Annotated in this window: 22 protein-coding genes and 1 tRNA gene; 12 read left to right on the top strand and 11 right to left on the bottom strand. The window is 35.6% G+C overall.

Going from position 1 to position 24243, the window contains the following annotated elements; translation table 11 throughout:
• The first annotated feature begins 24 nt into the window (after positions 1-24).
• Positions 25-378: a hypothetical protein gene (locus BW936_RS05300; RefSeq protein ID WP_076547248.1), complete on the top strand. Its 354-nt coding sequence runs from the start codon at positions 25-27 to the stop codon at positions 376-378.
• A 7-nt stretch (positions 379-385) separates the two neighbouring features.
• Here BW936_RS05300 and BW936_RS05305 read toward each other — a convergent pair whose 3' ends face one another.
• Both BW936_RS05305 and BW936_RS05310 read right to left on the bottom strand, forming a co-directional pair.
• Positions 386-1489 (bottom strand): acyltransferase family protein, encoded by a 1104-nt coding sequence (locus BW936_RS05305; RefSeq protein WP_076547249.1) that lies wholly within the window; start codon positions 1487-1489, stop codon positions 386-388.
• 36 nt (positions 1490-1525) lie between these two features.
• Positions 1526-2017 carry an alpha-ketoglutarate decarboxylase gene (locus BW936_RS05310; RefSeq protein ID WP_143744057.1) on the bottom strand — a complete coding sequence of 164 codons (492 nt, stop codon included), beginning with the start codon at positions 2015-2017 and terminating at the stop codon, positions 1526-1528.
• Positions 2018-2159: 142 nt separating this feature from the next.
• Between BW936_RS05310 and BW936_RS05315 the strand changes: the two genes are divergently transcribed.
• Positions 2160-4955, top strand: a complete 2796-nt coding sequence (locus BW936_RS05315; protein WP_076547251.1) for a 2-oxoglutarate dehydrogenase E1 component — start codon at positions 2160-2162, stop codon at positions 4953-4955.
• A gap of 25 nt (positions 4956-4980) precedes the next feature.
• Positions 4981-6198 (top strand): 2-oxoglutarate dehydrogenase complex dihydrolipoyllysine-residue succinyltransferase, encoded by a 1218-nt coding sequence (gene odhB, locus BW936_RS05320; protein ID WP_076547252.1) that lies wholly within the window; start codon positions 4981-4983, stop codon positions 6196-6198.
• Positions 6199-6240: 42 nt separating this feature from the next.
• On the opposite strand, the gene BW936_RS05325 is transcribed toward odhB, so the two are convergent.
• Positions 6241-6690 (bottom strand): retropepsin-like aspartic protease, encoded by a 450-nt coding sequence (locus BW936_RS05325; RefSeq protein ID WP_076547253.1) that lies wholly within the window; start codon positions 6688-6690, stop codon positions 6241-6243.
• A 37-nt stretch (positions 6691-6727) separates the two neighbouring features.
• Between BW936_RS05325 and BW936_RS05330 the strand changes: the two genes are divergently transcribed.
• The 8 genes from BW936_RS05330 (at position 6728) to BW936_RS05365 (ending at position 11882) form a co-directional block, all read left to right on the top strand.
• The gene (locus tag BW936_RS05330; RefSeq protein WP_076547254.1) at positions 6728-7495 is read left to right on the top strand and encodes a TatD family hydrolase; all 768 of its coding nucleotides are present in this window, start codon (positions 6728-6730) and stop codon (positions 7493-7495) included.
• Between the two features lie 22 nt (positions 7496-7517).
• Positions 7518-8549, top strand: a complete 1032-nt coding sequence (locus BW936_RS05335; protein ID WP_076547255.1) for an asparaginase — start codon at positions 7518-7520, stop codon at positions 8547-8549.
• Positions 8550-8620: 71 nt separating this feature from the next.
• Positions 8621-8708 (top strand) — tRNA-Ser (locus tag BW936_RS05340).
• 77 nt (positions 8709-8785) lie between these two features.
• Positions 8786-9535: a MotA/TolQ/ExbB proton channel family protein gene (locus tag BW936_RS05345; RefSeq protein WP_027065007.1), complete on the top strand. Its 750-nt coding sequence runs from the start codon at positions 8786-8788 to the stop codon at positions 9533-9535.
• A gap of 25 nt (positions 9536-9560) precedes the next feature.
• Positions 9561-9992: a hypothetical protein gene (locus BW936_RS05350; protein WP_076547256.1), complete on the top strand. Its 432-nt coding sequence runs from the start codon at positions 9561-9563 to the stop codon at positions 9990-9992.
• Between the two features lie 15 nt (positions 9993-10007).
• Entirely contained in the window at positions 10008-10631 is a 624-nt protein-coding gene (locus BW936_RS05355) for an ExbD/TolR family protein (RefSeq protein ID WP_076547257.1), read from the top strand.
• A gap of 22 nt (positions 10632-10653) precedes the next feature.
• Positions 10654-11136, top strand: a complete 483-nt coding sequence (locus BW936_RS05360; RefSeq protein ID WP_076547258.1) for an ExbD/TolR family protein — start codon at positions 10654-10656, stop codon at positions 11134-11136.
• 77 nt (positions 11137-11213) lie between these two features.
• Complete coding sequence (locus tag BW936_RS05365; RefSeq protein ID WP_076547259.1) at positions 11214-11882, top strand: porin family protein; 669 nt, start codon at positions 11214-11216, stop codon at positions 11880-11882.
• Positions 11883-12481: 599 nt separating this feature from the next.
• On the opposite strand, the gene rpoN is transcribed toward BW936_RS05365, so the two are convergent.
• The 5 genes from rpoN to pyrH form a co-directional block, all read right to left on the bottom strand.
• Positions 12482-13939, bottom strand: a complete 1458-nt coding sequence (rpoN, locus tag BW936_RS05375) for an RNA polymerase factor sigma-54 (protein WP_076547261.1) — start codon at positions 13937-13939, stop codon at positions 12482-12484.
• Positions 13940-13977: 38 nt separating this feature from the next.
• Entirely contained in the window at positions 13978-15411 is a 1434-nt protein-coding gene (gene asnS / locus BW936_RS05380) for an asparagine--tRNA ligase (RefSeq protein ID WP_076547262.1), read from the bottom strand.
• A gap of 92 nt (positions 15412-15503) precedes the next feature.
• On the bottom strand, positions 15504-17891 hold the full coding sequence (locus tag BW936_RS05385) for an efflux RND transporter permease subunit (protein ID WP_076547263.1): 2388 nt from the start codon (positions 17889-17891) through the stop codon (positions 15504-15506).
• Positions 17892-18021: 130 nt separating this feature from the next.
• Positions 18022-18576 carry a ribosome recycling factor gene (gene frr / locus BW936_RS05390; protein ID WP_076547264.1) on the bottom strand — a complete coding sequence of 185 codons (555 nt, stop codon included), beginning with the start codon at positions 18574-18576 and terminating at the stop codon, positions 18022-18024.
• Positions 18577-18621: 45 nt separating this feature from the next.
• Complete coding sequence (gene pyrH / locus BW936_RS05395; RefSeq protein ID WP_076547265.1) at positions 18622-19329, bottom strand: UMP kinase; 708 nt, start codon at positions 19327-19329, stop codon at positions 18622-18624.
• A gap of 155 nt (positions 19330-19484) precedes the next feature.
• On the opposite strand from pyrH, the gene BW936_RS05400 reads away from it, so the two are divergent.
• Positions 19485-21356 (top strand): M61 family metallopeptidase, encoded by a 1872-nt coding sequence (locus BW936_RS05400; protein WP_076547965.1) that lies wholly within the window; start codon positions 19485-19487, stop codon positions 21354-21356.
• An 83-nt stretch (positions 21357-21439) separates the two neighbouring features.
• On the opposite strand, the gene tsf is transcribed toward BW936_RS05400, so the two are convergent.
• The 3 genes from tsf to rpsI all read right to left on the bottom strand — a co-directional run bounded on the left by tsf (position 21440) and on the right by rpsI (position 24242).
• A complete protein-coding gene (tsf, locus tag BW936_RS05405) occupies positions 21440-22405 on the bottom strand; it encodes a translation elongation factor Ts (protein ID WP_076547266.1) in 966 nt (321 codons plus the stop codon).
• A 70-nt stretch (positions 22406-22475) separates the two neighbouring features.
• Complete coding sequence (rpsB, locus tag BW936_RS05410) at positions 22476-23612, bottom strand: 30S ribosomal protein S2 (protein ID WP_076547267.1); 1137 nt, start codon at positions 23610-23612, stop codon at positions 22476-22478.
• 243 nt (positions 23613-23855) lie between these two features.
• Entirely contained in the window at positions 23856-24242 is a 387-nt protein-coding gene (gene rpsI, locus BW936_RS05415) for a 30S ribosomal protein S9 (RefSeq protein WP_076547268.1), read from the bottom strand.
• Position 24243 lies beyond the last annotated feature (1 nt).

Here is a 24243-nt window from a genome sequence, read left to right on the forward strand (position 1 = left end):
AGATGTACTTAAAAGGGCGATGGTATGAAGTTGATAGTAGATAATAGTGAGCAGTTGATACAAGCTGCCTTGGGCAATTCTCTTTTTAGTGAATTAAAGCAACAGGTAGAAAAGGACTTTGTTCTTGCTAATATTCCCCTGCAAATACCTGAAATATTAGACCATTCTGATTTTATAGCGCTTATTCGCGAGAAGGTATATTACTTAATGATGGAGCATTTTGCTGAATATCTAAACTTAATGTACATCATAGATATTCCAGAAAGTGCATTTCATAATATTGAAATTACCGATACTGTTGATGTAGCGGATCAGATTACATTATTAATTTTAAAGCGGGAGTATAAAAAGGTGTGGTACCGTAATAGATATCAATAATGCTGTGCTATACTTTTATGTATACTCCTTTTTTATCCATAATATAACCAACAAGCCAGCAGGTAAACATAATCCATAAGGCAAATAAAAGTGAGCCGAAATAGTCTCCTGCAGAGGCGATGAATATATTGTCTGCAATCCAATTATAAGCTGTTGTGCCTTTCATGTTTATTTCTGCCAAACTGATAATGAACAGTTCTGATAATAAATAAATGAAGAGCGTATTTCTGCCAAATACTTCGAAGAAATAAGTCCATTTACCGGGTTTGGACATATCTAATAGATAGATTAAAACAGCTATTACAAATATGTCGATACCACTAGTTAATAAAACAAAAGAGCTAGACCATAGCTTTTTGTTGAACGGGAAAATCAAATCCCAGGCAAATCCTGCTACAACAAGAAGACCGGCAATCATTAAAAGTTTAGCAATAGTTTCAAAATTCTGACCACTCTTTTGAATGAATTTTCCAGTGAGGTAGCCGGCAATAACATTTACTATGGCAGGTAAGGTGCTTAGTAATCCTTCGGGGTCAAAGGCAACACCGCCATTACCGTGGTACATATGGTCTGTACCAATAAGAAATTCGTCAAGTTTTAATACTGCATTACCTGTCAACGACAAGTCGCCGAAAATCAATAATATAATATGATACCCTACTAGAGCTAGGACGCTAAAAATTAGAACAGATTTTGTTTTGAAATAATGGAGTAGAATTGATGCAAATAAATAGCATAATGCAATTCGCTGTAATACTCCGAAAATTCTGGTTTCGGCAATTGGTTTTAATTCGCCGTTTTCAAAAAATGGAAACCAATACATAAGAAATCCCAATAAGAATATAATAGAGAAACGTTTAAGTACCTTTTTAAAGAATGCGCCACTACCTTCTGCTTCGTATTTTTTCATACTAAAACTCATGGCATTACCAACGACAAATAAAAAAGTAGGGAAAACTAAATCGGTAAGTGTAAATCCGTTCCAGACGGCATGTTTTAAAATTCCAAAACTTGTATCGCCATTTCCGGGAGAGTTTACAATAATCATAAGGGCAACATCTATCCCTCTAAAGACATCTAAAGAAAGATATCGGTTTTTTAATTTGCTCATTGCGGTTGGTTTGGTCTAAGGAAAGGTAAGGATTTATTAAAAATAAACACGTACAAATGGCATTAAGGCATTACCGTAAATACTTTTATTGTCGTCATAAAGTACATCGTAACGTAGTCCAAATGTTACATTTCTACTGCTGTACCCTACGCCAATGAAAAAAGCTGGTAACCAATAATTGTCTTTTAGGTCTATGGTACGTGTTGCTATAGTCCTATTTATTCGTAATTGTTCAAATTCTGCAGACAGTTGTATTGGTGATATTGGGTTATATAATGAGAGAACACTACCACCATAAGCAAGTAATTTATCGTTATGGAACTTGGCATAGTTAAAACTTAAGCTCGCTCCTGTAGCAAATTGTTCATTAAATTGATAAATAGCACTCGGTGCAATGGATCCGTTAAAGCCATTATTTGAAAATCCCAGGCCAATACTTCCTCCAAATCTAACGTTACTCCAGAAATCAGTATTGTTCTTTAAAGATTGAGCCAGTGAAAAAGTGATATTCCATAGTACTAACCCCATAAAAATTATTTTTTTTAATCCCATGTCATAAATTTGTCTTTAAAGTCCCGTTTTTTTTAATAATACTTGGCATTATATCGTTAGATATTGTAAATGTTGTATTTTTGTTGGAAATTTATTCTAAAGATACAGAAAGTAATTCATGGATAAATATTCCTTTTTGAATACCGCTCATACCTCTTTTTTTTCAGAGTTATACGATAAGTATTTAGTAAATCCGGATAGTGTAGAGCCAAGTTGGAGAGCCTTTTTTCAAGGGTTTGATTTTGGCATGGAAAGTTCATTGGATGAACTTGAAATTGATGAGAATCGAACTACAGTTTTAGTAAACGGCAACAAGAGCGAAATGCCAGAATCTCTACAAAAAGAGTTTCAGGTAATTCGTTTAATTGACGGTTATAGAAGTCGGGGACACTTATTTACGAAAACTAACCCGGTACGTGAGCGAAGACATTATGAACCATCATTAGAGATTGAGAATTTCGGACTTTCATCGTCTGACCTTGAAACCATATTTAATGCGGGTGATATAATTGGTATAGGACCAAATTCCTTAAAAGAGATTGTAAGACATTTACAAAGTATCTATTGCGATGCCATTGGTGTAGAATACATGTTTATTCGAAAACCGGAACGTGTAAAATGGATTCAAGATTGGATAAATGTCAATGACAATCATCCGGATTATGAGCCAGATCGTAAAAAACACATTCTTAAGAAGCTAAACCATGCCATTTCTTTTGAATCTTTTTTACATACTAAATATGTAGGTCAAAAAAGATTCTCATTAGAAGGTAATGAATCTTTGATACCTGCCTTAGATGTAATTGTAGAGCGCGCAGCTGAAATGGGCGTTAAACAATTTGTTATGGGTATGGCTCACCGCGGCAGATTAAATGTGCTGACCAATATTTTTGGCAAGTCTGCAAAAGATATTTTCAGTGAGTTTGATGGTAAAGATTACGAGCAAGAGATTTTTGATGGTGACGTTAAATATCACTTAGGTTGGACATCTGATAGAAAATCTGATAACGGAAATAAAATTAAAATGAACATTGCGCCAAACCCTTCTCACTTAGAGACTGTTGGTGCAGTTGTTGAAGGTATAGCCAGAGCAAAACAAGACGCACATTACCAAGATGATTTTTCAAAAGTTCTACCCATAGTAGTTCATGGTGATGCAGCAATTGCTGGGCAAGGTTTAATTTATGAACTTGTGCAAATGGCAGGTTTAGATGGGTATAAGACCGGTGGTACCATACATATTGTTGTTAATAACCAAATAGGTTTTACAACGAACTATTTAGATGCTAGAACATCTACTTATTGTACTGATGTGGCTAAGGTAACATTGAGTCCGGTATTACATGTTAATGCAGATGATGCGGAAGCTGTTGTACATGCATCTCTTTTTGCTTTAGAATATAGAATGCGTTTTGAAAGTGATGTGTTCATAGATTTACTTGGGTATAGAAAATACGGTCATAATGAAGGTGATGAGCCAAGATTTACACAGCCAAAACTCTATAAAGCTATTTCAAAGCATAAAAATCCAAGAGATATTTATGCTGAAAAATTGATACAAGAGGGTGTTATTGACGAAACCTATGTTGCCCAATTAGAAAAACAATACAAAGATTCTTTAGAAGAGAAATTAGAAGATTCACGAAAAGAAGATAAAACTGTGATTACCCCGTTCATGGCAGATGAATGGAAAGGTTTTGAAAATGTTCGTGAATGGGAAATGATGGATCCTGTAAAGACCACATTCGCTAAAACAAAACTTGACAGAATAGCTAAGGTAATTACGGCCTTGCCAAAAGATAAGAAGTTTTTGCGTAAGGTGGAGAAATTAGTTAAGGATCGCTATAATATGTATTTTGAAGCGGATAACCTTGATTGGGCTATGGGAGAGCTTTTAGCTTATGGTAGTTTGTTGGAAGAAGGTTTTGCGGTTCGTATGTCTGGACAAGATGTTGAGCGTGGTACTTTTTCTCACCGTCATGCAGTTATGAAGGTTGAAGAGAGTGAAGAAGAGGTTATTTTGCTAAACCATTTATCTGAAGAACAAGCTAAATTTCAGATTTATAATTCACTTTTGTCAGAATATGGAGTTGTAGGTTTTGATTATGGCTATGCCATGGCTAGTCCTAATACACTTACTATATGGGAAGCTCAATTTGGAGATTTCAGTAATGGAGCCCAGATTATGATCGATCAGTATATTTCTGCAGCAGAGGATAAGTGGAAACTTCAAAACGGATTGGTAATGTTGTTGCCACATGGGTATGAAGGTCAAGGGGCGGAGCATTCTTCTGCTAGAATGGAACGTTACCTTCAATTGTGTGCTAAGGATAATATGTACATTGCAGATGTGACTACCCCGGCACAAATGTTTCATATTTTGCGTAGACAAATGAAGGCTAATTTTAGAAAGCCTTTAATCATATTTACGCCTAAGAGCTTGTTAAGACACCCTAAGGCGGTTTCTAAAATTGCGGACTTAACAGACGGTAGCTTCCAAGAAGTAATAGATGATGAAGTTGCAGATGCTAAAAAAGTGAAGAGCTTGGTTTTCTGTACTGGTAAGTTTTATTATGATTTATTAGCTACTAAAGAAGAGAATAATAGAGAGGATGTTGCTTTGGTAAGAGTTGAGCAGTTGTTCCCTGTGCCAGAAAAGAAGATGAAGGCTGCAATTGCTAAATATAAGAATGCAGATGATGTAGTTTGGGCTCAGGAAGAACCTAGGAATATGGGGGCATGGAGTCATATGTTAATGCATTTTAGTGAAGCTCAGAAATTTAGGGTAGTGTCTAGACGTTTTTATGCGGCGCCGGCTGCTGGTAGTTCTGTACGTTCAAAAGCACGGCATCAACAAGTTGTAGATTACGTCTTTGACAAGACAAAGGACAATATGTCCAAACCAAAAAAATAATATAACATATCAAATTATAGAAAGAATGATTCTAGAAATGAAAGTCCCTTCGCCGGGAGAGTCTATCACAGAGGTAGAAATAGCGGAATGGTTAGTTGAAGATGGGGATTATGTAGAAAAAGATCAGGCAATTGCAGAGGTAGATTCAGATAAGGCTACTTTAGAGCTGCCTGCTGAAGCTAGTGGTACAATTACATTGAAAGCAGAAGAAGGTGATGCAGTGGCGGTTGGTGCAGTGGTTTGTTTAATTGATACCAGTGCAGCTAAGCCAGAAAGTGCTGCCAATGTATCTAATGCTCCAAAAGAAGAAAAGGAAGCGCCTAAAAAAGAGGTTGCCCCTCAGCCTGCTAAAGCTAAAGAAACATATGCTTCTGGTGTGCCTTCGCCAGCTGCAAAGAAAATATTGGATGAAAAAGGTGTGGATAGTAAATCCGTAACAGGTTCTGGTCGTGATGGTAGAATTACCAAAGAAGATGCTGTAAGTGCGGTGCCTTCTATGGGGTCTCCTACAGGTGGTAACCGTGGTGAAACACGTTCAAAACTTTCCATGCTGCGTAGAAAAGTTGCGGAGAGATTAGTTGCAGCTAAAAATGAAACAGCTATGCTTACCACTTTTAACGAAGTGGATATGAGTGCCATTTTTGAACTAAGGAATAAGTACAAAGAAGACTTTAAAAGTAAGCATGGTGTAGGACTTGGGTTTATGTCCTTTTTCACCAAGGCTGTAGTTAGGGCCCTAGAAATGTATCCTGCGGTAAATTCCATGATAGACGGTAAAGAAATGGTTTCTTATGATTTCTGTGATATTAGTATTGCGGTATCTGGGCCTAAAGGATTAATGGTGCCTGTTATTCGTAATGCTGAAAATTTGACATTTAGAGGTGTTGAGGCTGAGGTAAAAAGATTGGCAATTAGAGCACGTGAGGGTGAAATTACTGTTGATGAGATGACAGGAGGTACATTTACTATTACTAATGGTGGCGTATTTGGGTCTATGTTGTCTACACCAATTATCAACCCGCCGCAAAGTGCTATTTTAGGTATGCATAATATTGTTGAAAGACCGATTGCTAGAGATGGCGCTATTGCAATTGCACCTATAATGTATGTTGCGGTTTCTTATGATCACAGAATTATTGATGGTAAAGAATCAGTAGGTTTCTTGGTGGCTATTAAAGAAGCTTTGGAAAATCCAGAAGAATTATTGATGAATAATGATGTAAAGAAAGCTTTAGAAATGTAAAGTTTTTAAAATTTGATATATGTAAAAAGCGTTGAGGTTATCTCAGCGCTTTTTCTTTTTTAAATAAATACACTTTTTATTATAGTCGATAATCGCTTTTGATTTTTTTAGAATATCTGCCCCAATAATACCGTCAACGGGTGCTGCATTGTGTGTGGTTAGGGCTTCGTTAACATGTTTTAAATCAAATAGTACAATTTCCAGTTTTTTATATTGCCAAGAGTTTAAATTAATCGTATTCTTTTTAGATACCAAGGTTTCCATATTGGTGGCGCCGGCACCTGCGGCTTTAATTATGGACTCTTCAGAAATCAATTTAAATTGTTCTATGCGATCCAGGCCAATGCAAGTGTTGGAAGCTCCGGTATCAAGAATAAACCTTCCTTCAACTGAATTTATTTCTGCAATAATTTCTAAATGGTCTGTTGCTGTTAAAGCTAAGGGGATGCGTACGTAATTTTTATCCTTCAAAATCTTTTTGAGGGTTGCCATAATTCATTTTTTTCAAAGATAAGTCTATTTTTGTGGCATGATTATAACAGATACGCATACCCATTTATATAGTGAAGCTTTTGATGAAGATCGAAAAGAAGCTGTGCAGAAAGCAATTGATTTAGGAGTGAAACGATTTTTCATCCCTGCTATAGATTCTACCTATACAGAAAGTATGTTGGCCTTAGAGAAAGACTTTCCGGGGTTCATGTTTTTAATGTCAGGGTTACATCCCACGCATGTGAAGGAAAATTTTGAAGAAGAGTTGGTGCATGTAGAAGAAATGTTAGCTAAACATACGTATTATGCTATTGGTGAAATAGGAATTGATCTGTACTGGGAAAAGAAGTATTTGAAACAACAGCAGCAGGCTTTTAGAAAGCAAATACAGTTGGCAAAAAAACATAGGTTGCCAATAGTAATACATTGTAGAGATGCCTTTAATGAGGTTTTTGAAATATTAGAAGAAGAGAAAGGAGATGATTTAAGAGGGATATTTCATTGTTTTACCGGAACATTTGAACAAGCTGAAAAAGCTATATCCTACAATATGAAGTTGGGTATTGGTGGGGTTGTTACTTTTAAGAATGGTAAAATAGATACATTTTTAAATAAAATTGACGTTAAGCATGTGGTCCTAGAAACAGATTCGCCTTATTTGGCACCAACACCGTATAGGGGGAAAAGAAATGAAAGTGCATACATTATAAATGTAATGGAGAAATTAGCCGATATTCACAGTGTTTCTAATGAAGAAATAGCTTTTTTAACTACGGAGAATTCTAAAGCTGTTTTTGGGGTGTAACTATTAATTTAAGATAAAGGTTTTGGGTACGGATAAAAGAAGTATTTTATTGATATATACAGGTGGTACTATAGGTATGATGAAAGATTATACCTCTGGTGCCTTAAAAGCTTTTGATTTTTCGCAATTGGTGAAGAATATACCGGAACTTAATCAATTGGATTGTACCATATCTAGTTTTTCATTTGATCACCCTATAGACTCATCTAACATGAATCCTGCACATTGGGTAGCTATTGCAGATAGTATTGCAGAAAAATATAAGGACTATGATGGTTTTGTGGTATTGCATGGTAGTGATACTATGAGTTATACGGCTTCTGCATTGAGTTTTTTGTTAGAGAATCTTTCTAAACCCGTGATATTGACCGGCTCACAATTGTCTATAGGTGACTTAAGGACGGATGCTAAAGAAAATTTGATTACTGCCATTCAAATTGCGGCACTTTATAAAAAGGGGAAGCCGGTAATACAGGAAGTAGGGCTGTATTTTGAATATAAGTTGTATCGCGGCAACAGAACTACGAAGATAAATGCAGAGCATTTTCAGGCTTTTGCATCCCTAAATTATCCTCATTTGGTGGAGTCTGGTGTTCATTTGACTGTTTTTAATGAGTATTTGTTGCCTCAGAAAAGAAAAATAGCGTTAAAATCTCATAGAATAATGGATGATAATGTAGCTATTTTAAAAATTTTTCCGGGAATTAACAAAAATGTTGTTAACGCAATATTGCAAGCAAAGGATTTAAAGGCATTGGTTTTGGAAACATATGGTTCTGGAAATGCACCTATGGAAGAATGGTTCTTACAGAAATTAAATTATGCAATAAATAATGGTATTCATATAATTAATGTTACACAGTGTTCAGGTGGTGCTGTTATGATGGGACACTACGAAACAAGCTCTAGACTAAAAAAAATGCAAGTAATTAATGGTAAGGATATTACAACTGAGGCTGCCATAACAAAGGCAATGTACTTACTTGGTAGTGGTGTGTCCAATGAGTTGTTTAAAACTGTGTTCGAGACCTCGCTACGTGGAGAGATGCTATAAATTTAACAGTGCTTTAATTTCTTAAACCAATATTTTTTTTGTTATTTGCTCACCCTTAAAAAAGGTATTTTAGAGAGGTGGCCGAGTGGTCGAAGGCGCACGCCTGGAAAGTGTGTATACCCCAAAAGGGTATCGAGGGTTCGAATCCCTTCCTCTCTGCAAGTAAGTTTTACTTTTTTTATATTGTTTTTTTTTTATCTTTAACCCTATTAACTAACTAATTTAAGTTTGAAAAAATGAAAAAATTATTCCCAAGCCTAGCAGTCGCTGGGGCATTTGTAGCAGGTACAAATATTGTAAGTGCAAAAGTAGCAGCAGTAGCGTTGCTAGTTCAAGAAGGAGCACCAGAAGCTGAAAGAGGATTTACTCAACTTTTAAAAGAGATGTTTATTACAGGTGGTGCCGGTTTTATGGGTATCGTTCTTTTATGTTTGATTCTTGGTTTGGCAGTTGCTATTGAAAGAATTATTTATTTGAATATGGCTAGTACAAACTCTGCCAAGTTGAAACAACAAGTTGAAGACGCTTTGGCTTCTGGTGGTGTTGAGGCTGCAAAAGAGGTTTGTAGAAATACTAAAGGTCCTGTTGCTTCAATATACTACCAAGGTTTGGATAGAGCTGGTGAGAGCATTGAATCTGCGGAGAAAGCGGTTGTAGCTTATGGTGGAGTTCAAATGGGTCAGTTAGAGAAAAACGTTTCTTGGTTGTCTTTGTTTATTGCTATTGCACCAATGCTTGGTTTCATGGGTACGGTAATTGGTATGATTGCAGCCTTCCAAAAGATTGCGGCGGTTGGTAACTTAAGTGCATCTCTTATTGCAGGTGATATTCAGGTTGCATTATTAACAACTGTATTTGGTCTTATTACGGCTATTATCCTTCAAATTTTCTATAACTACATTATCGCTAAAATTGATAGCATCGTTAATGATATGGAAGACTCTTCGATTACTTTAATCGATATGTTGGTAGATCACAAAAAATAAGTATCACTTTTAATACCTAAAAATTATGCAAAAAATTATTAAAATAGCATTAATTGCTATAGGTGTATTAAGTGCTATACTATGGTATTTATTACCAAGTTCAGATATGCCGGCAGCTGAGGCTGCTTCAAGTGGAGCTTTGAACACCATGTTTATTATTACATATGTTTTATTAGGAATAGCTGTGGTAGTAAGTTTAGTGTTTACTCTAAAAAACTTGTTTGCAAACCCACAGGGTCTTAAGAAGACTTTGTTCGTAGTAGGTGGTTTTTTATTGGTTGTTGGAGTTTCTTATGTGCTAGCTAGCGGAACGGATGTAGATCCTGAGTTTGCTGCTATGTCAGATGAGGGTACTGTGAAGTATATAGGAATGGGATTAAATGTATTTTTTATCCTTACTATTATCGCTGTATTGTCTTTGATTATACCAGCTGTTAAAAACATGTTTAGTAAATAATAAAATTAGAAAACTATGGCTAGAAGAGCAGGAGCACCAGAGGTTAGTGCGGGTTCAATGGCGGACATAGCTTTCCTATTACTTATCTTTTTCTTGGTGACAACTACTATTGAAACAGATGCAGGATTGGATCGTATGTTACCACCAATGGAGCCACCTACGGAAGCACCACCTATAATTAAACAAAAGAACATTTTTACGGTCAATATTAACCGGAATGGTCAATTGTTGGTGGAAGAGGAAATTCTTTCAATTGATAAATTGCGAGAAAAGGCAATAGCATTTTTAGATAATGGTGGCGCACCATCGGGAAGTCCTGATTATTGTAGCTACTGTAAGGGGAAACGACTTGCTGAATCTTCGGATAATCCGACGAAAGCAATTATTTCTTTGAAGAATGATCGTGAAACAAAGTATAGTACCTATATAACTGTTCAGAATGAATTGGTTGGGGCTTACAATGAGCTAAGAAATAGAGAAGCTAAACGTTTGTTCGGTAAAGATTATGTTGATATGGAAGCTGAGTATCTGAATCCTGAAACTGAAGATTCTGTTAAAGAGGAATTGAAAGAAAAGGTACAAAGAATACAAGGTTTGTTTCCACAGAAATTATCTGAAGCTGAAACTTCAAGCGAGTAATTAATAAATAAAAAGTAACACTATGTCAAAATTTGCAAAGAAAAAAGATGGAGAGGTACCAGCGGTATCAACAGCTTCCCTTCCTGACATTGTATTTATGCTTTTGTTTTTCTTTATGACGGTTACCGTTATGAAGGATAGTTCCTTGAAAGTTGAAAACGTACTTCCGAATGCTAGTGAAGTGAAGAAATTGGAGAAGAAAGATCGTGTAATCTATATTTATGTTGGTAAGCCAACTAGAGAATATGAGAAAACTTTTGGTACAGAACCAAAAATTCAATTAAACGACAAATTTGCTAGTCCATCAGAAGTTGGTGATTATATTTTAATGGAAAGAGCTAAGAAGCCTCAAGAAATTCAAAATGTGTTGACCACCGCGCTTAAGGTAGACAAAAACGCTAATATGGGTCTAATATCCGATATTAAACAAGAGTTAAGAAAAGTTAATGCCTTAAAGGTTAATTATACGACCTATGAAGGTGATGCTTTCAATAATCTACAATAGTTAGTTAAGTAGAATATTACAATTTCTAAACGCTTCAAATTTATTTGAAGCGTTTTTTATTTCATTAACTTTACTTCATGCGTTTCGTCATTTTATTTTTTTTGGTCACACTTTATTCTAATGCTCAAGTAGTAAGGGATAGTATTGAGGATAAGCGATATTTAGAAGACCAGTTTTATATAGGTTTGTCCTATAATTTTATTTTGAATCATCCTGAAGGTTCTGCTCAACGAAATCTTTCTTATGGACTACAGGCAGGTATAATTAAAGATATTCCTTTAAATCGAGCAGGAACTAGGGCTATTGGTATAGGAGCAGGCTTGGCACTAAATAGCTATTACTCAAACCTGGTGGCTGATATCTCTGGAGAAACTATTTCCTATAGTATTAACGATGATATTACTAGAAGTAAGTTAGAAACACACTTATTAGAGTTTCCTTTAGAGTTAAGGTGGCGTAATTCTACAGCAGAAGAGTACAAGTTCTGGCGTATTTATGGAGGTATAAAAGCTGCTTATGTGTTAGGGGCTCGATCAAAGTATGACTTAGAGGATATTAGTCAGGGTTTTAATAATACGGATCTCACTAAATTCCAATACGGACTCACGCTAAGCTTTGGATATAATACATTTAATATTAATGCATACTATTCATTAACCGAGTTGTTTGATGGGAATGCCGCTGTAAATGGAGAGGTGTTGCAATATCGACCGCTTAGGGTAGGACTTATTTTTTATATTTTATAACCAAAACCTTACGGTTAATAACTGTGATAGTAAACCTATAAACAGACCAATTACTACTTCAATAGCAGTATGTGCCTTTAAATAAAGTCTTGCACTTATAACACTTCCCGTAAAAAAAATAAAAAAGGTAATGGCTATAATTAGATTAATTTCAAAATGTATACTTAAATTAATAAGATACATTAAGAGGCCACTGACACCAACGGTATGTAAACTGGTTTTAAAGTTAAAAAGTAGCAATAATATGCACGCAATGGTAGCTCCTAATAGCCCCGTAAAATAAAAGTAGAGTTCACCTATATAATTGTCAGGAATAACCTTGTAGAGAATTAGAAGAAGAATTGAAGCGTGTATGTAAAGGGGGTATTTTCTTTCTTGTAAAGAGTTCAGTGAAATAGATTGAACCAAACCTAAATTCCTTAATATTAAAAATGTTATTATGGGTATTATAACCGTTAATATAAAAATAGGTAGAATGCTTGCGCTTTGAATTTCAGGCGGTGTGAATTTAGGGGTAATTAGAAAATAAGCAAGGGTGCCACTAATAGGAGTGAATAAAGGGTGTAGAGTGTATGAGATTAAATGAGAGAAAACCTTCATTATATTTCTTTTCTCATACGCGCTACGGGAATACCAAGTTGTTCCCTGTATTTGGCAACCGTTCTTCTGGCAATTGGGTAACCTTTTTCTTTTAAGATGGCAGCAAGTTTGTCATCTGTTAATGGCTTTTTCTTAGTTTCGTCTTGTATGACTGTTTCTAGAATTTTCTTTATCTCTTTAGTAGAAACATCTTCCCCTTGTTCATTTTTCATGGATTCGGAAAAGTACTCTTTAATGAGTTTAGTGCCGTATGGTGTGTCAACATATTTACTGTTTGCAACCCTAGAAACAGTAGAGACGTCCATACCAATTTCGTCCGCAATATCCTTTAAGATCATAGGTCTTAAATTACGCTCATCTCCTGTTAAGAAATATTCTTTTTGGTAATGCATAATAGAGTTCATTGTAATGAACAATGTCTGTTGACGTTGTCTGATGGCGTCTATAAACCATTTTGCAGCATCTAACTTCTGTTTAATGAACATTACCGTGTCTTTCTGAGACTTGGACTTTTCTTTGGCTTCTTTGTAGCCTTTAAGCATATTGCTATACTCTCTAGACACGTGCAATTCTGGTGCGTTTCTGCCATTAAGCGTAAGTTCTAATTCACCTTCTGTAATTCTAATAGCAAAATCAGGTACAACGTGCTCTACAATTCTGTTGTTTCCAGAATAAGAACCACCTGGCTTAGGATTCAATTTTTCTATTTCTCCAATAGCTTCCTTTAGTTCGGTCTCGGTGATATTGTGTTTTTGAATTAACTTTTGAAAGTGCTTTTTTGTGAAATGCTCAAAAGACTTTCTAAGAATATCAGTGGCAAGTTCAATACTTGGAGTAATTTCTTTACGTTCTAATTGTATGATCAAGCATTCTTCTAAAGATCTAGCGCCAACTCCTGGTGGATCTAACTCTTGAACTATAGATAATATTTTGGTGATAGTTTCTTCATCTGTGTAGACATTTTGCGTAAAAGCCAAATCGTCCATAATATCGGCAATGGGTCTACGTATGTATCCACTTTCATCTACACTGCCTACTAAGAACTCGGCAATGTTCCACTCATCATCTGTAAGATATACGGTGTTGAGCTGATTTAATAAATGCTGATTGAACGAAATACCTGCGGCATAAGGAACACTTTTTTCTTCATCGTCAGCACTGTAATTGTTTGCTTTGGTACGATAGTCGGGAATTTCATCGTCACTTAGATAATCATCTATATTGATATCTTCTGTGTTAATGGTTTCATTGTCCGACGAATCGTCATATAAATCATCATAATCATCCGTAGTGCTTTCAGTATCTTCTTTACCGGTTTCCAATGCCGGATTCTCCTCTAATTCTTGTTTTAGACGTTGTTCAAATGCCTGCGTAGGCAATTGAATCAGCTTCATCAATTGAATTTGCTGGGGAGATAACTTTTGGGATAGTTTAAATGATAAGTGTTGTTTTAGCATTACTTTAATCTAGTACTTGTAAAAGTAATTAAATCCGCTTAGAATTCTGCATTCTGCGGTGTTCTTGGAAACGGAATTACATCTCTAATATTGCCCATGCCTGTTGCAAAAAGAACCAAACGTTCAAAGCCAAGACCAAATCCACTATGTTCTGCGGTACCAAATTTTCTCAAATCTAAATACCACCATAGTTCTTTTTCATCGATACCCAATTCTTTGATTTTCTCTTTTAAGACATCTAAGCGCTCTTCTCTTTGTGATCCACCCACAATTTCACCTATTCCTGGAAATAAAATATCCATTGCTCTAACGGTTTTGCCATCTTCATTTAAGCGCATGTAAAAAGCTTTGATCTTCGCAGGATAATCAAATAAGATTACCGGACATTTAAAGTGCTTTTCTACTAAGTAACGTTCGTGTTCACTTTGTAGATCCGTACCCCATTCTTCAATTGGGTATGTAAATTTTTTCTTTTTATTGGGCTTGCAATTTTTTAGAATATCTATAGCTTCAGTGTAACTAACTCTTTTGAAGTTATTGTCTGCCACGAACTTTAATTTTTCAATTAAAGCCATATCGCTACGTTGCGCTTGTGGCTTGCTTTTCTCTTCGTCTATTAATCTCTTTTCTAAAAACTCTAAATCTTCTTGACAATGTTCTAACGTATAAGAAATAACGTTTTTAATAAAGTCTTCTGCCAGGTCCATATTAGCATCTAGGTCAAAGAAAGCCATTTCTGGTTCGATCATCCAGAATTCAGCTAAGTGTCTAGAGGTGTTAGAGTTTTCAGCCCTAAATGTTGGTCCAAATGTATATACTTTTCCTAAAGCCATGGCGTAAGCTTCAGCTTCCAATTGACCGGAAACGGTCAAATTAGTTTCCTTTCCAAAAAAGTCTTCTTTGTAATTAACATCACCTTCATCTGTTAAGGGAGGGGTTTTTTCATCTAATGTAGTTACACGGAACATTTCCCCCGCACCTTCTGCATCTGATCCTGTAATGATAGGAGCATGGAAGTAGTTGAATCCGTTTTCTCTAAAATAGTTGTGTATAGCAAAAGATAAGGTAGATCTAACGCGCATTATAGCTGCAAACGTGTTGGTTCGTATTCTTAAATGTGCCTTTTCTCTTAGGAATTCTAAAGAGTGTTTTTTGGGTTGAATAGGGTATTCTTCAGGATCCGCTACCCCTAATACTTCTAGAGAACTTACCTGTATCTCTACAGATTGACCACGACCTTGACTTTCAACAAGTGTACCGGTAACTTTTAATGCAGCTCCTGTATTTACTTTTTTTAATAATTCTTCATCAAAATTTTCAAAATCAACAACACATTGAATGGTGCCCAAGGTTGAACCATCGTTCAAAGCAATAAATCTATTGCTTCTAAAGGTTCTAACCCAACCTTTAATAGTTACTTCTTGTAGTAAGTTCTTACTTGCTAGTAATTCTTTTATTGTTGCTAAACGCATGATAGTGAATTGAAATTTAAAGTTCCAAAGATAGGATTTTGTTAAAAATAGAGGGCTTAAATAGCTATATAACTTAGCATGAAAATATTTTATTAGTTATTATTTTCATCTTGTGGTAAAATATCTATTTGTGGCTTTTTTAAAGTTTGTTTGTTGGCGATACTTTTCTCTAATGATAATAATAAAGAAGGTAACAGGATTAAATTGGCCAACATCGCTAATAATAGCGTCGCGGAAACTAAGGACCCTAAGGCTACGGTTCCGCCAAAATTAGATATTACAAAGACTGAAAAACCAAAGAATAATACAATAGAGGTGTAAAACATACTTACTCCTGTTTCTCTTAGAGCATTGTAAACTGATTTTTCTATGCGCCAATTGTTCGCCGTGAGTTCCTGTCTATATTTTGCAAGAAAGTGTATGGTATCATCTACTGAAATACCAAAGGCAATACTAAATACCAATATGGTAGATGGTTTTATAGGTACCCCTACAAACCCCATGATACCTGCGGTTATAATTAGTGGTAGTAAATTAGGGATCAATGAAATGATAATCATTCTAAAAGATCTAAATAAGTAGGCTATAAATAATGCAATCAGTCCAATTGCTAAGGCTAATGACATTATTAAGTTCTTTACTAGGTATTTGGTTCCTTTTAAGAATAATAAGGCACTACCTGTCATATAAACAGTATAACGTTCTGCTGGGAATATCTTCGTAATATTCTCTAACAGTCGTTGTTCTATTTCCTCCATGCGACTGGTGTTTACATCTCGCATAAATGTAGTCATTCTGGCTATTTGACCCGTGCTGTCAACAAATGACTTTAGTAATTCTCCATTGTTACCAGATTTACGGGCAACATCCATAATGAAGGTGTTTTCTTGACTTGTAGGTAATTGGTAATATTTTGGAATGCCATTATAAAAGGCTTGTTTGGAATATTTTACCAAATTCACTACAGATACCGGTGTTGAAAGTTCAGGAATTTCTTCTATATATTCCCCTAACTGATTCATACGTTTTAGGGTGACCGGTTTTAAAACACCTTTTGGGGTTTTGGTATCTACAACGATCTCTACAGGCATAATACCTTTAAACTCTTGTTCAAAAAAACGGATGTCATGAAAAAACTCCGCATTCTTAGGCATGTCTTCTATAGGGCTCCCTGAAATTCTTATTTGATATATACCAATAATGCTTATAACCAGTAAAGAGATAGAAACAATATAGACCGTAATTCTTCGGTGTCTTACAATACGCTCCATCCATAGTACAAAAGCATCAATCCATCTTTTGTTTAAATGTTTTAAATGTTTTGTTTTGGGTAAAGGCATAAAGCTATACACAATAGGGATGATCAGTAGTGATAGTATAAAAATCCCTAAGATGTTTATAGATGCGACAATCCCAAATTCTTTTAATAATGTACTGTCTGTTATAATGAACGTAGCAAAGCCAGATGCTGTTGTTATGTTCGTCATTAAGGTAGCATTACCAATTTTAGATATAACACGTTGCAGCGAAAGTGCTTGATTGCCGTGTTTCTTAACTTCTTGCTGATATTTATTGATTAAGAAAATACAATTGGGTATACCTATGACAATAATTAATGGAGGTATAAGTGCAGTAAGAACTGTGATTTCATATTGCAGTAAGCCTAGTAAGCCAAAGGCCCACATAACGCCAATAATTACCACACACATAGAAATGAACGTAGCTCTGATACTTCTAAAGAAAAAGAAGAAAATTAATGAGGTTACGCCAAGTGCCGCTAGTATAAATTTGCCAATTTCATCAATGATATTTTGAGAATTCATTGTTCTTACATAGGGCATACCAGATATGTGAACATCTAAATTCGTTTCTTCTTCAAATTTTTCAACTAACGTGTTTATGTCCTGTAATATGAAATCCTTTCTAACTGAGGTATTAACAATATCCTTATCTAGATTAACAATTGTTCTTATTGTTTTACTTTCCTTATTGTAAAGTAAGTTGTCGTAAAAAGGAATATCATTAAAAAGATGATTGGTAATACTGTCTATTTCTTCTTTGTTTTTTAGTTCGCCATTGATTAACGGACGCATTACTAATTCTTGCTTCTCGTTGTCTTTAATAAGCTCTTTTAAGTTATCTGTAGAAATAACAAATTCAACTTCTGGAAAAGCGGCCAATTGTTTACTAAACTTATTCCAACGGTTAAAGTTGTTAGGCGTAAACAAAGCACTATCGCGTATACCGAAAACGACTGCGTTACCTTCTTCACCAAATTTGCTTAGAAAATCTTGATATTGAACATTTACCGGATGGTCATCTGGCAGTAAGTTTGTTTGCGAGCTTGAAAATCGCATGTATTGCCATTGCCAACCCATAAAAACGGTAAAACCGGCAATCAAGAATAAAATTAGGATTCTGTTTCGTAGAATTATGTTTGCCGTTTTAGGCCAAAATCCTTTCGTAAGTTTAGCTACCATAACTGTTTTTGCAGGTCGCAAAGGTAACTATTAGCTACATCTGTTCCTAAATTGAAAAGTTTAAATTTTTTACAAAAAAATAAAGCTACCTAATTCAGATAGCTTTAAATGATAATTATAGATTTCTTGATCAGACTTTCATGATCTCAGCTTCTTTCTTGGCTAAGAAGTCGTCGATTTTCTTTATGAAAACATCGGTTAAATCTTGAACATCTGCAGTGGCATTTTTTTGAAAATCTTCAGAAATATCTAAATCCTTAATTTCTTTATTGGCATCTTGCCTTGCGCTACGTACACCTACTTTTGCATGTTCGGCTTCTGCCTTGGCTTGCTTTGTAAGTTGTATTCTGCGTTCTTCTGTTAATGGCGGAACATTAATAATGATCATATCACCGTTATTCATAGGGTTAAAACCTAAGTTGGCGTTCATGATCGCTTTTTCAATCTCTTGAAGCATGTTTTTTTCCCAAGGTTGAACTGAAATAGTTCTACCGTCTGGTGTATTTACATTAGCTACCTGAGATAGCGGAGTTTGCGACCCATAATAATCAACCATTACAGATGATAACATGGCGGGACTGGCTTTACCAGCTCTAATCTTTAAAAATTCACGTTCTAAGTGTGCTATAGCGGCATTCATGCCTTCTTTTGTAGCGTCTAAAACAAATTGTACTTCTTCGTTCATATAATAGGTATATTACTATCGCAATAACATAAACTATACCGCAAATTATAGATTGACAGTGGTGCCAATAGTTTGGCCGTCAACAATTTTTAGCAAGTTTCCTTTTTTGTTCATATCAAAAACTACAATGGGTAGTTCATTTTCTTGGCTAAGGGTAAAAGCTGTGGTGTCCATAACCTTAAGACCTTTGGTGAGTACATCTGAGAAAGAGATAGTATCGAATTTCGTTGCACTTTTATCTTTTTCTGGGTCGGCAGTGTAAATACCATCTACACGTGTACCTTTAAGAATTACATCGGCTTCAATTTCAATAGCGCGTAATACGGCTGCTGAATCTGTAGTAAAATATGGGTTTCCCGTACCACCGCCAAAGATAACAACTCTTCCTTTTTCTAAATGCCTCATGGCACGTCTTCTGATGAAAGGTTCGGCAACCTCATTAATTTTAATGGCACTCTGTAGTCTTGTTTGTACTCCGTTCATTTCTAGTGCACTCTGTAATGCCAAGCCATTTATAACCGTGGCTAACATGCCCATATGGTCACCTTGTACTCTGTCCATACCAGTTGCTGCACCAGCTAAACCACGAAATATATTTCCGCCGCCAATAACTATGGCTACCTCAATGCCTTTTTCAACTACTTCTCTTATTTCTTCTGCGTATTCATTTAAACGGTTAGAGTCTATTCCATATTGCTTTTCTCCCATCAATGCTTCACCGCTTAATTTTAGAAGAATTCTTTTGTAGTGCATCTTAATTTTTTATTTGCCATCAAAAATAATGAAAATTTTTGATGGGTGTAGTCATTATTTAAATCAGGCAAAACTTAATTCATCAAGATAGGGCGTAACATATTATCTATCTTTGATATTGTTGAAATTTTAATTAGTCATATATGAAGTTTTTTATGAAAAAAAATGTTTTAATTTTTGCTTATGCCTTAGTGCTTTATGGTTGTGGGGCAGGTAAGTCACTGTTGTCTGTTGAGAGTAGTCCTATTGTGACTTCTATAGATTTGGTAAATGTTGTTGATGATAAAGTGCAGGTAGGTATCAATCCTGGTGCATTTACATCGGCAACGGTAATTTTTAGAATTCCTAAGACGGTACCGGGAACTTATAGTTCTGATAATTACGGAAAGTATGTAGAGGATTTTGAAGCTCTTGATTATAAAGGCAATGTCTTATCTACTACAAAGCTAGATGACAACTCTTGGAGTATAACTAATGCTGAGCTATTAGATAGGGTTCAGTATTGGGTGAATGATACGTATGATACGGAGAATGATGTAGCGGATGCTGTTTTCTCACCGGCAGGTACCAATATTGCCAAGGGAAGCAATTTTATGCTTAATCTTCACGGATTTGTTGGTTATTTTGAAGGATTCAAAGAAGTACCTTATGCTATTCAGATTAAGAAACCGGCAGATTTAGTGGCTACTACCACACTTGCTAGTGATACAAATAGTAAACAAGAGCTCCTTTGGGATGCTTTTATTGCAAATCGGTATTTTGAGGTAATCGATAATCCCATTATGTACGCAAAACCAAATAGGGAATCTTTCGAGATAAATGGTATTACCGTTACTTTAAGTCTTTTTTCACCTAATAATGTGTACAAGGCATCAGACTTAAAAGAAAAAATGTTGGCTATGATGGGTGCTCAAAAGAGATTTTTGGGAGATGTTGATAGTACAAAAGAATATAATATTTTGTTGTACCTGTCTGACATTAACGTACCCGACGCTCAGGGTTTTGGAGCTTTAGAGCATCATACTTCAACCGTTGTCGTGTTGCCGGAGGCAATGGATATTGGTCGTTTAGAGCAGGCTATGGTAGATGTGGTCTCTCATGAGTTTTTTCATATTGTTACTCCATTGTCCGTTCACTCCAAAGAGGTTCAGTATTTCGATTTTAACGACCCAAAGATGTCAGCGCATTTATGGATGTATGAAGGAACTACAGAATATTTTGCCAATCTATTCCAGATTCAACAAGGTCTAATTTCTGAAGAGGATTTTTATGAGCGTATGCTAACTAAAATCACCAACTCAAAGTTCTATGATGACAGTATGTCTTTTACTGTTATGAGTAAAAATATATTAAACCAACCTTATGAGCCAAACTATGCCAATGTATATGAGAAAGGTGCTTTAATTAATATGTGTCTTGATATTATATTGAGGGAAAAAAGTGGTGGAGAAAAAAGTATGCTTTGGTTAATGAAGGAGCTGTCTAAGAAATACGGTACTGATGTGCCTTTTGAAGATGAGGCTTTATTTGATGAAATTGTTTCTATGACATACCCAGAAGTTGATGCCTTCTTTAAAGATCATGTAATTGGCGTAACCCCTATAGACTATAATTTGTATTTTGCTAAAGTGGGTTTAGCTACTAAGGAGGTTGAAGAGTCTACGGGTTACTTTTTTGATGGACAGGTGCCTTTTGTTGATGTTGATGTTAAAAATGATAGCGCAGTGTTCATTCGAAAGAATATGGAGTTGAATTCTTTTTTTGAGGATCTAAATTTAAAGGGAGGCGATATTTTTAAATCGATTAACGGGCAAGATATCAACTTGGAAACATTTCGTACGATCATAGGTGAAAGCTTTACTTGGACTCCTGAGACTGTAATTAATGTTACTATAGAAAGAGATAATGAGGTAATATCTATAGAAGGTCCGGTTGGGCAGCCTCTAAAGAAGGTTAATAGAATTGTTCCGTTACAGGGCGCTACTGAACAAACCGTTAAGCTTAGAAATGCCTGGTTGAAAAATTAGTAAATAGCTAAAGTATAGTAAATAAAAAAAACCGTCTACTTTTTACAGTAAGACGGTTTTTTATTGAGTTAGTTGTATTGTAATTAACCTACGGTTACACGTTTAAAACCTAAAACAGAAACATCTCCATGAGATTCAACATATTTAGCTACGTTAATTTTCTCATCTTTAATGAAGTTTTGGTCTAACAAACATTGCTCTTGGTCCAAAGTTGTATTGTCAGATACGAATCTTTCCATTTTTCCAGGAAGAATTTTATCCCAAATTTTCTCTGGCTTACCTTCAGCTTTTAATTGCGCTTTAGCATCTTCTTCTGCTTGAGCCATTACGTCAGGAGTTAATTGTGACATAGAAATATACTGAGGTACATTTTTAAGTGTTTTACCTAAACGACCTAATTCTTCATTGTCTTTTTCAATAACAGCTATTCTAGCTTCTGTTTCAGCAGCAACATATTCAGGGTCAAAATCTTTATAAGACAATGTAGTTGCACCCATGGATGCAACTTGCATAGAAACGTCTTTTGCCAATACATCAGCAGTTTCAACCTTAGCGGAAAGACCAACTAAAGCAGCGATTTTGTTAATATGAACGTAAGAACCAACATATGGTGCTTCTAATTTTTCAAAAGCAGTGATTTCTAATTTTTCACCAATAACACCAGTTTGCTCAACTAATTTGTCAGCAACTGTCATACCTCCAAAATCAGCAGCTAAAAGCTCTTCTTTAGAGTTGCAGCTAAGTGCTATTTCAGCTAATTGGTTGGCAAGAGCAATAAAATTCTCGTTTTTACCAACGAAGTCGGTTTCGCAACCTAGTACTATAGCAACACCAACGGTTTCGTCAGCGTTTAACTTAGCAATAGCAGCACCTTCTGATGAATCTCTGTCTGCTCTTTTTGCTGCTACTTTTTGTCCTTTTTTACGAAGAACTTCAATGGCTTTGTCAAAATCACCTTCGGCCTCAACCAAAGCGTTTTTACAATCCATCATTCCAGCGCCAGTCGCCTTTCTTAATTTATTTACTTCTGCGGCGGTAATCTTTGCCATTTTTTTTTCTTTTAAAGTACCCGTTTTAAAGGGTTGTTCTTAGATTTATTTATATCAGAAATAGAGAAACCTATTCTACGCCACCTTTAGCATTGTCTTGCCATTCTTTTAGCTCGTCCCATTTACCATCTGCAGCCATTTTAGCTTGTTTTGACCAAGAAGTTGGGTCTAAATGAGCCAGCTTAGGGTTTGCTTCGGTTAAGATTTCTTTAATCTTGTCAGCATCTCCTTTAGAAAGGTCGTTGTACGTAGTTAAACCTGCAGCAACTAATGCTTCGGCTGCTTTTGGTCCAACACCTTCAATTTTAGTTAGGTCATCAGCTTCTGCTTTAGCATCTTTTGCAACAGCTTCTTTAGTAGCTTCAACATCTACTTCAACGTTTGGTACATTGTCAACCATTGGTGCTGGTTTAGTATCAACTTTTGCTGGAGTTGGTGTTGGCTTTTCAGCTGTAACTTTTTTCTTGGGAGCTTTTGCTTTTTTTTCAGATTTACCTTCAGATGCATCACCTTTTTCAGCCTTACGCTCAGCAAGACCTTCAGCAACTGCATTGGTAACTTCTGTCATAATGATGTCAATAGACTTAGAGGCATCATCGTTAGAAGGAATAAGGTAGTCTACATCTCTAGGATCACAGTTGGTATCAACCATTGCGAAAATAGGAATGTTCAATTTTTGAGCTTCTTTTACAGCAATGTGTTCTCTCATTGTATCAACAATGAACAAAGCACCTGGTAAACGAGTCATTTCAGAAATAGAACCTAAGTTCTTTTCTAATTTTGCACGTAAACGATCAACTTGTAATCTTTCTTTCTTAGATAATGTAAGGAAGGTGCCATCTTTCTTCATACGATCAATAGAAGCCATTTTCTTAACAGCTTTACGGATAGTAACGAAGTTGGTTAACATACCACCTGGCCATCTTTCTGTGATGTAAGGCATGTTTACTGCTGCTGCTTTTTCAGCAACGATATCTTTTGCTTGTTTTTTGGTAGCTACGAAAAGTATTTTTCTACCTGATGCTGCAATCTTGCTAAGAGCCTCATTGGTCTCGTCTAGTTTTGCAACTGTTTTGTAAAGGTTGATTACGTGAATACCATTACGCTCCATGTAGATGTAAGGAGCCATGTTAGGATTCCACTTTCTTGTTAGGTGACCAAAATGTACACCTGCTTCTAATAATTGTTTTACTTCGACTCTCGCCATTTTAAATTTAGTTTACGTTCTTATGAATTAGCAATGATAAAGTGGTATTTCGATTTTAAACCGAAAAGCCTTCATCATTTAGATGCTAAACTAATCTTACCTATAATTTGTAAGAAATTAAAGGATTTTTAATTGACCCCGAAAGGACTTTCAATGAACTTGTTAATAATCTGGATTTTCCAGTAATATGAAATATAAAAATAGACACCCAAAAAGGGTGCCTGGTAATCTTGTAATTCCGAATTAACGTTTCGAGAATTGGAATTTTTTACGTGCTTTCTTCTGACCGAATTTCTTACGTTCAACCATTCTTGGATCTCTAGTTAATAGACCTTCTGGCTTTAAGATAGTTCTGTTCTCAGCGTCAATCTCACACATTGCTCTGGATAAAGCAAGACGAATAGCTTCTGCTTGCCCAGTGATACCACCACCGTAAACATTTACTTTTACGTCATAAGTATCTAAACTTTCAGTTAATGTGAAAGGTTGTTTTACTTTGTATTGAAGTGTTGCAGTTGGGAAGTATACGCTTAAATCTTTGTTGTTAATAGTGATGTCGCCATTACCATCAGAAAGATATACTCTCGCTACAGCGGTCTTTCTACGACCAATTTTATGAATTACTTCCATC

The sequence above is a fragment of the Maribacter ulvicola genome (genome assembly GCF_900155985.1).
GTDB classification, from domain to species: Bacteria; Bacteroidota; Bacteroidia; order Flavobacteriales; family Flavobacteriaceae; genus Maribacter; species Maribacter ulvicola.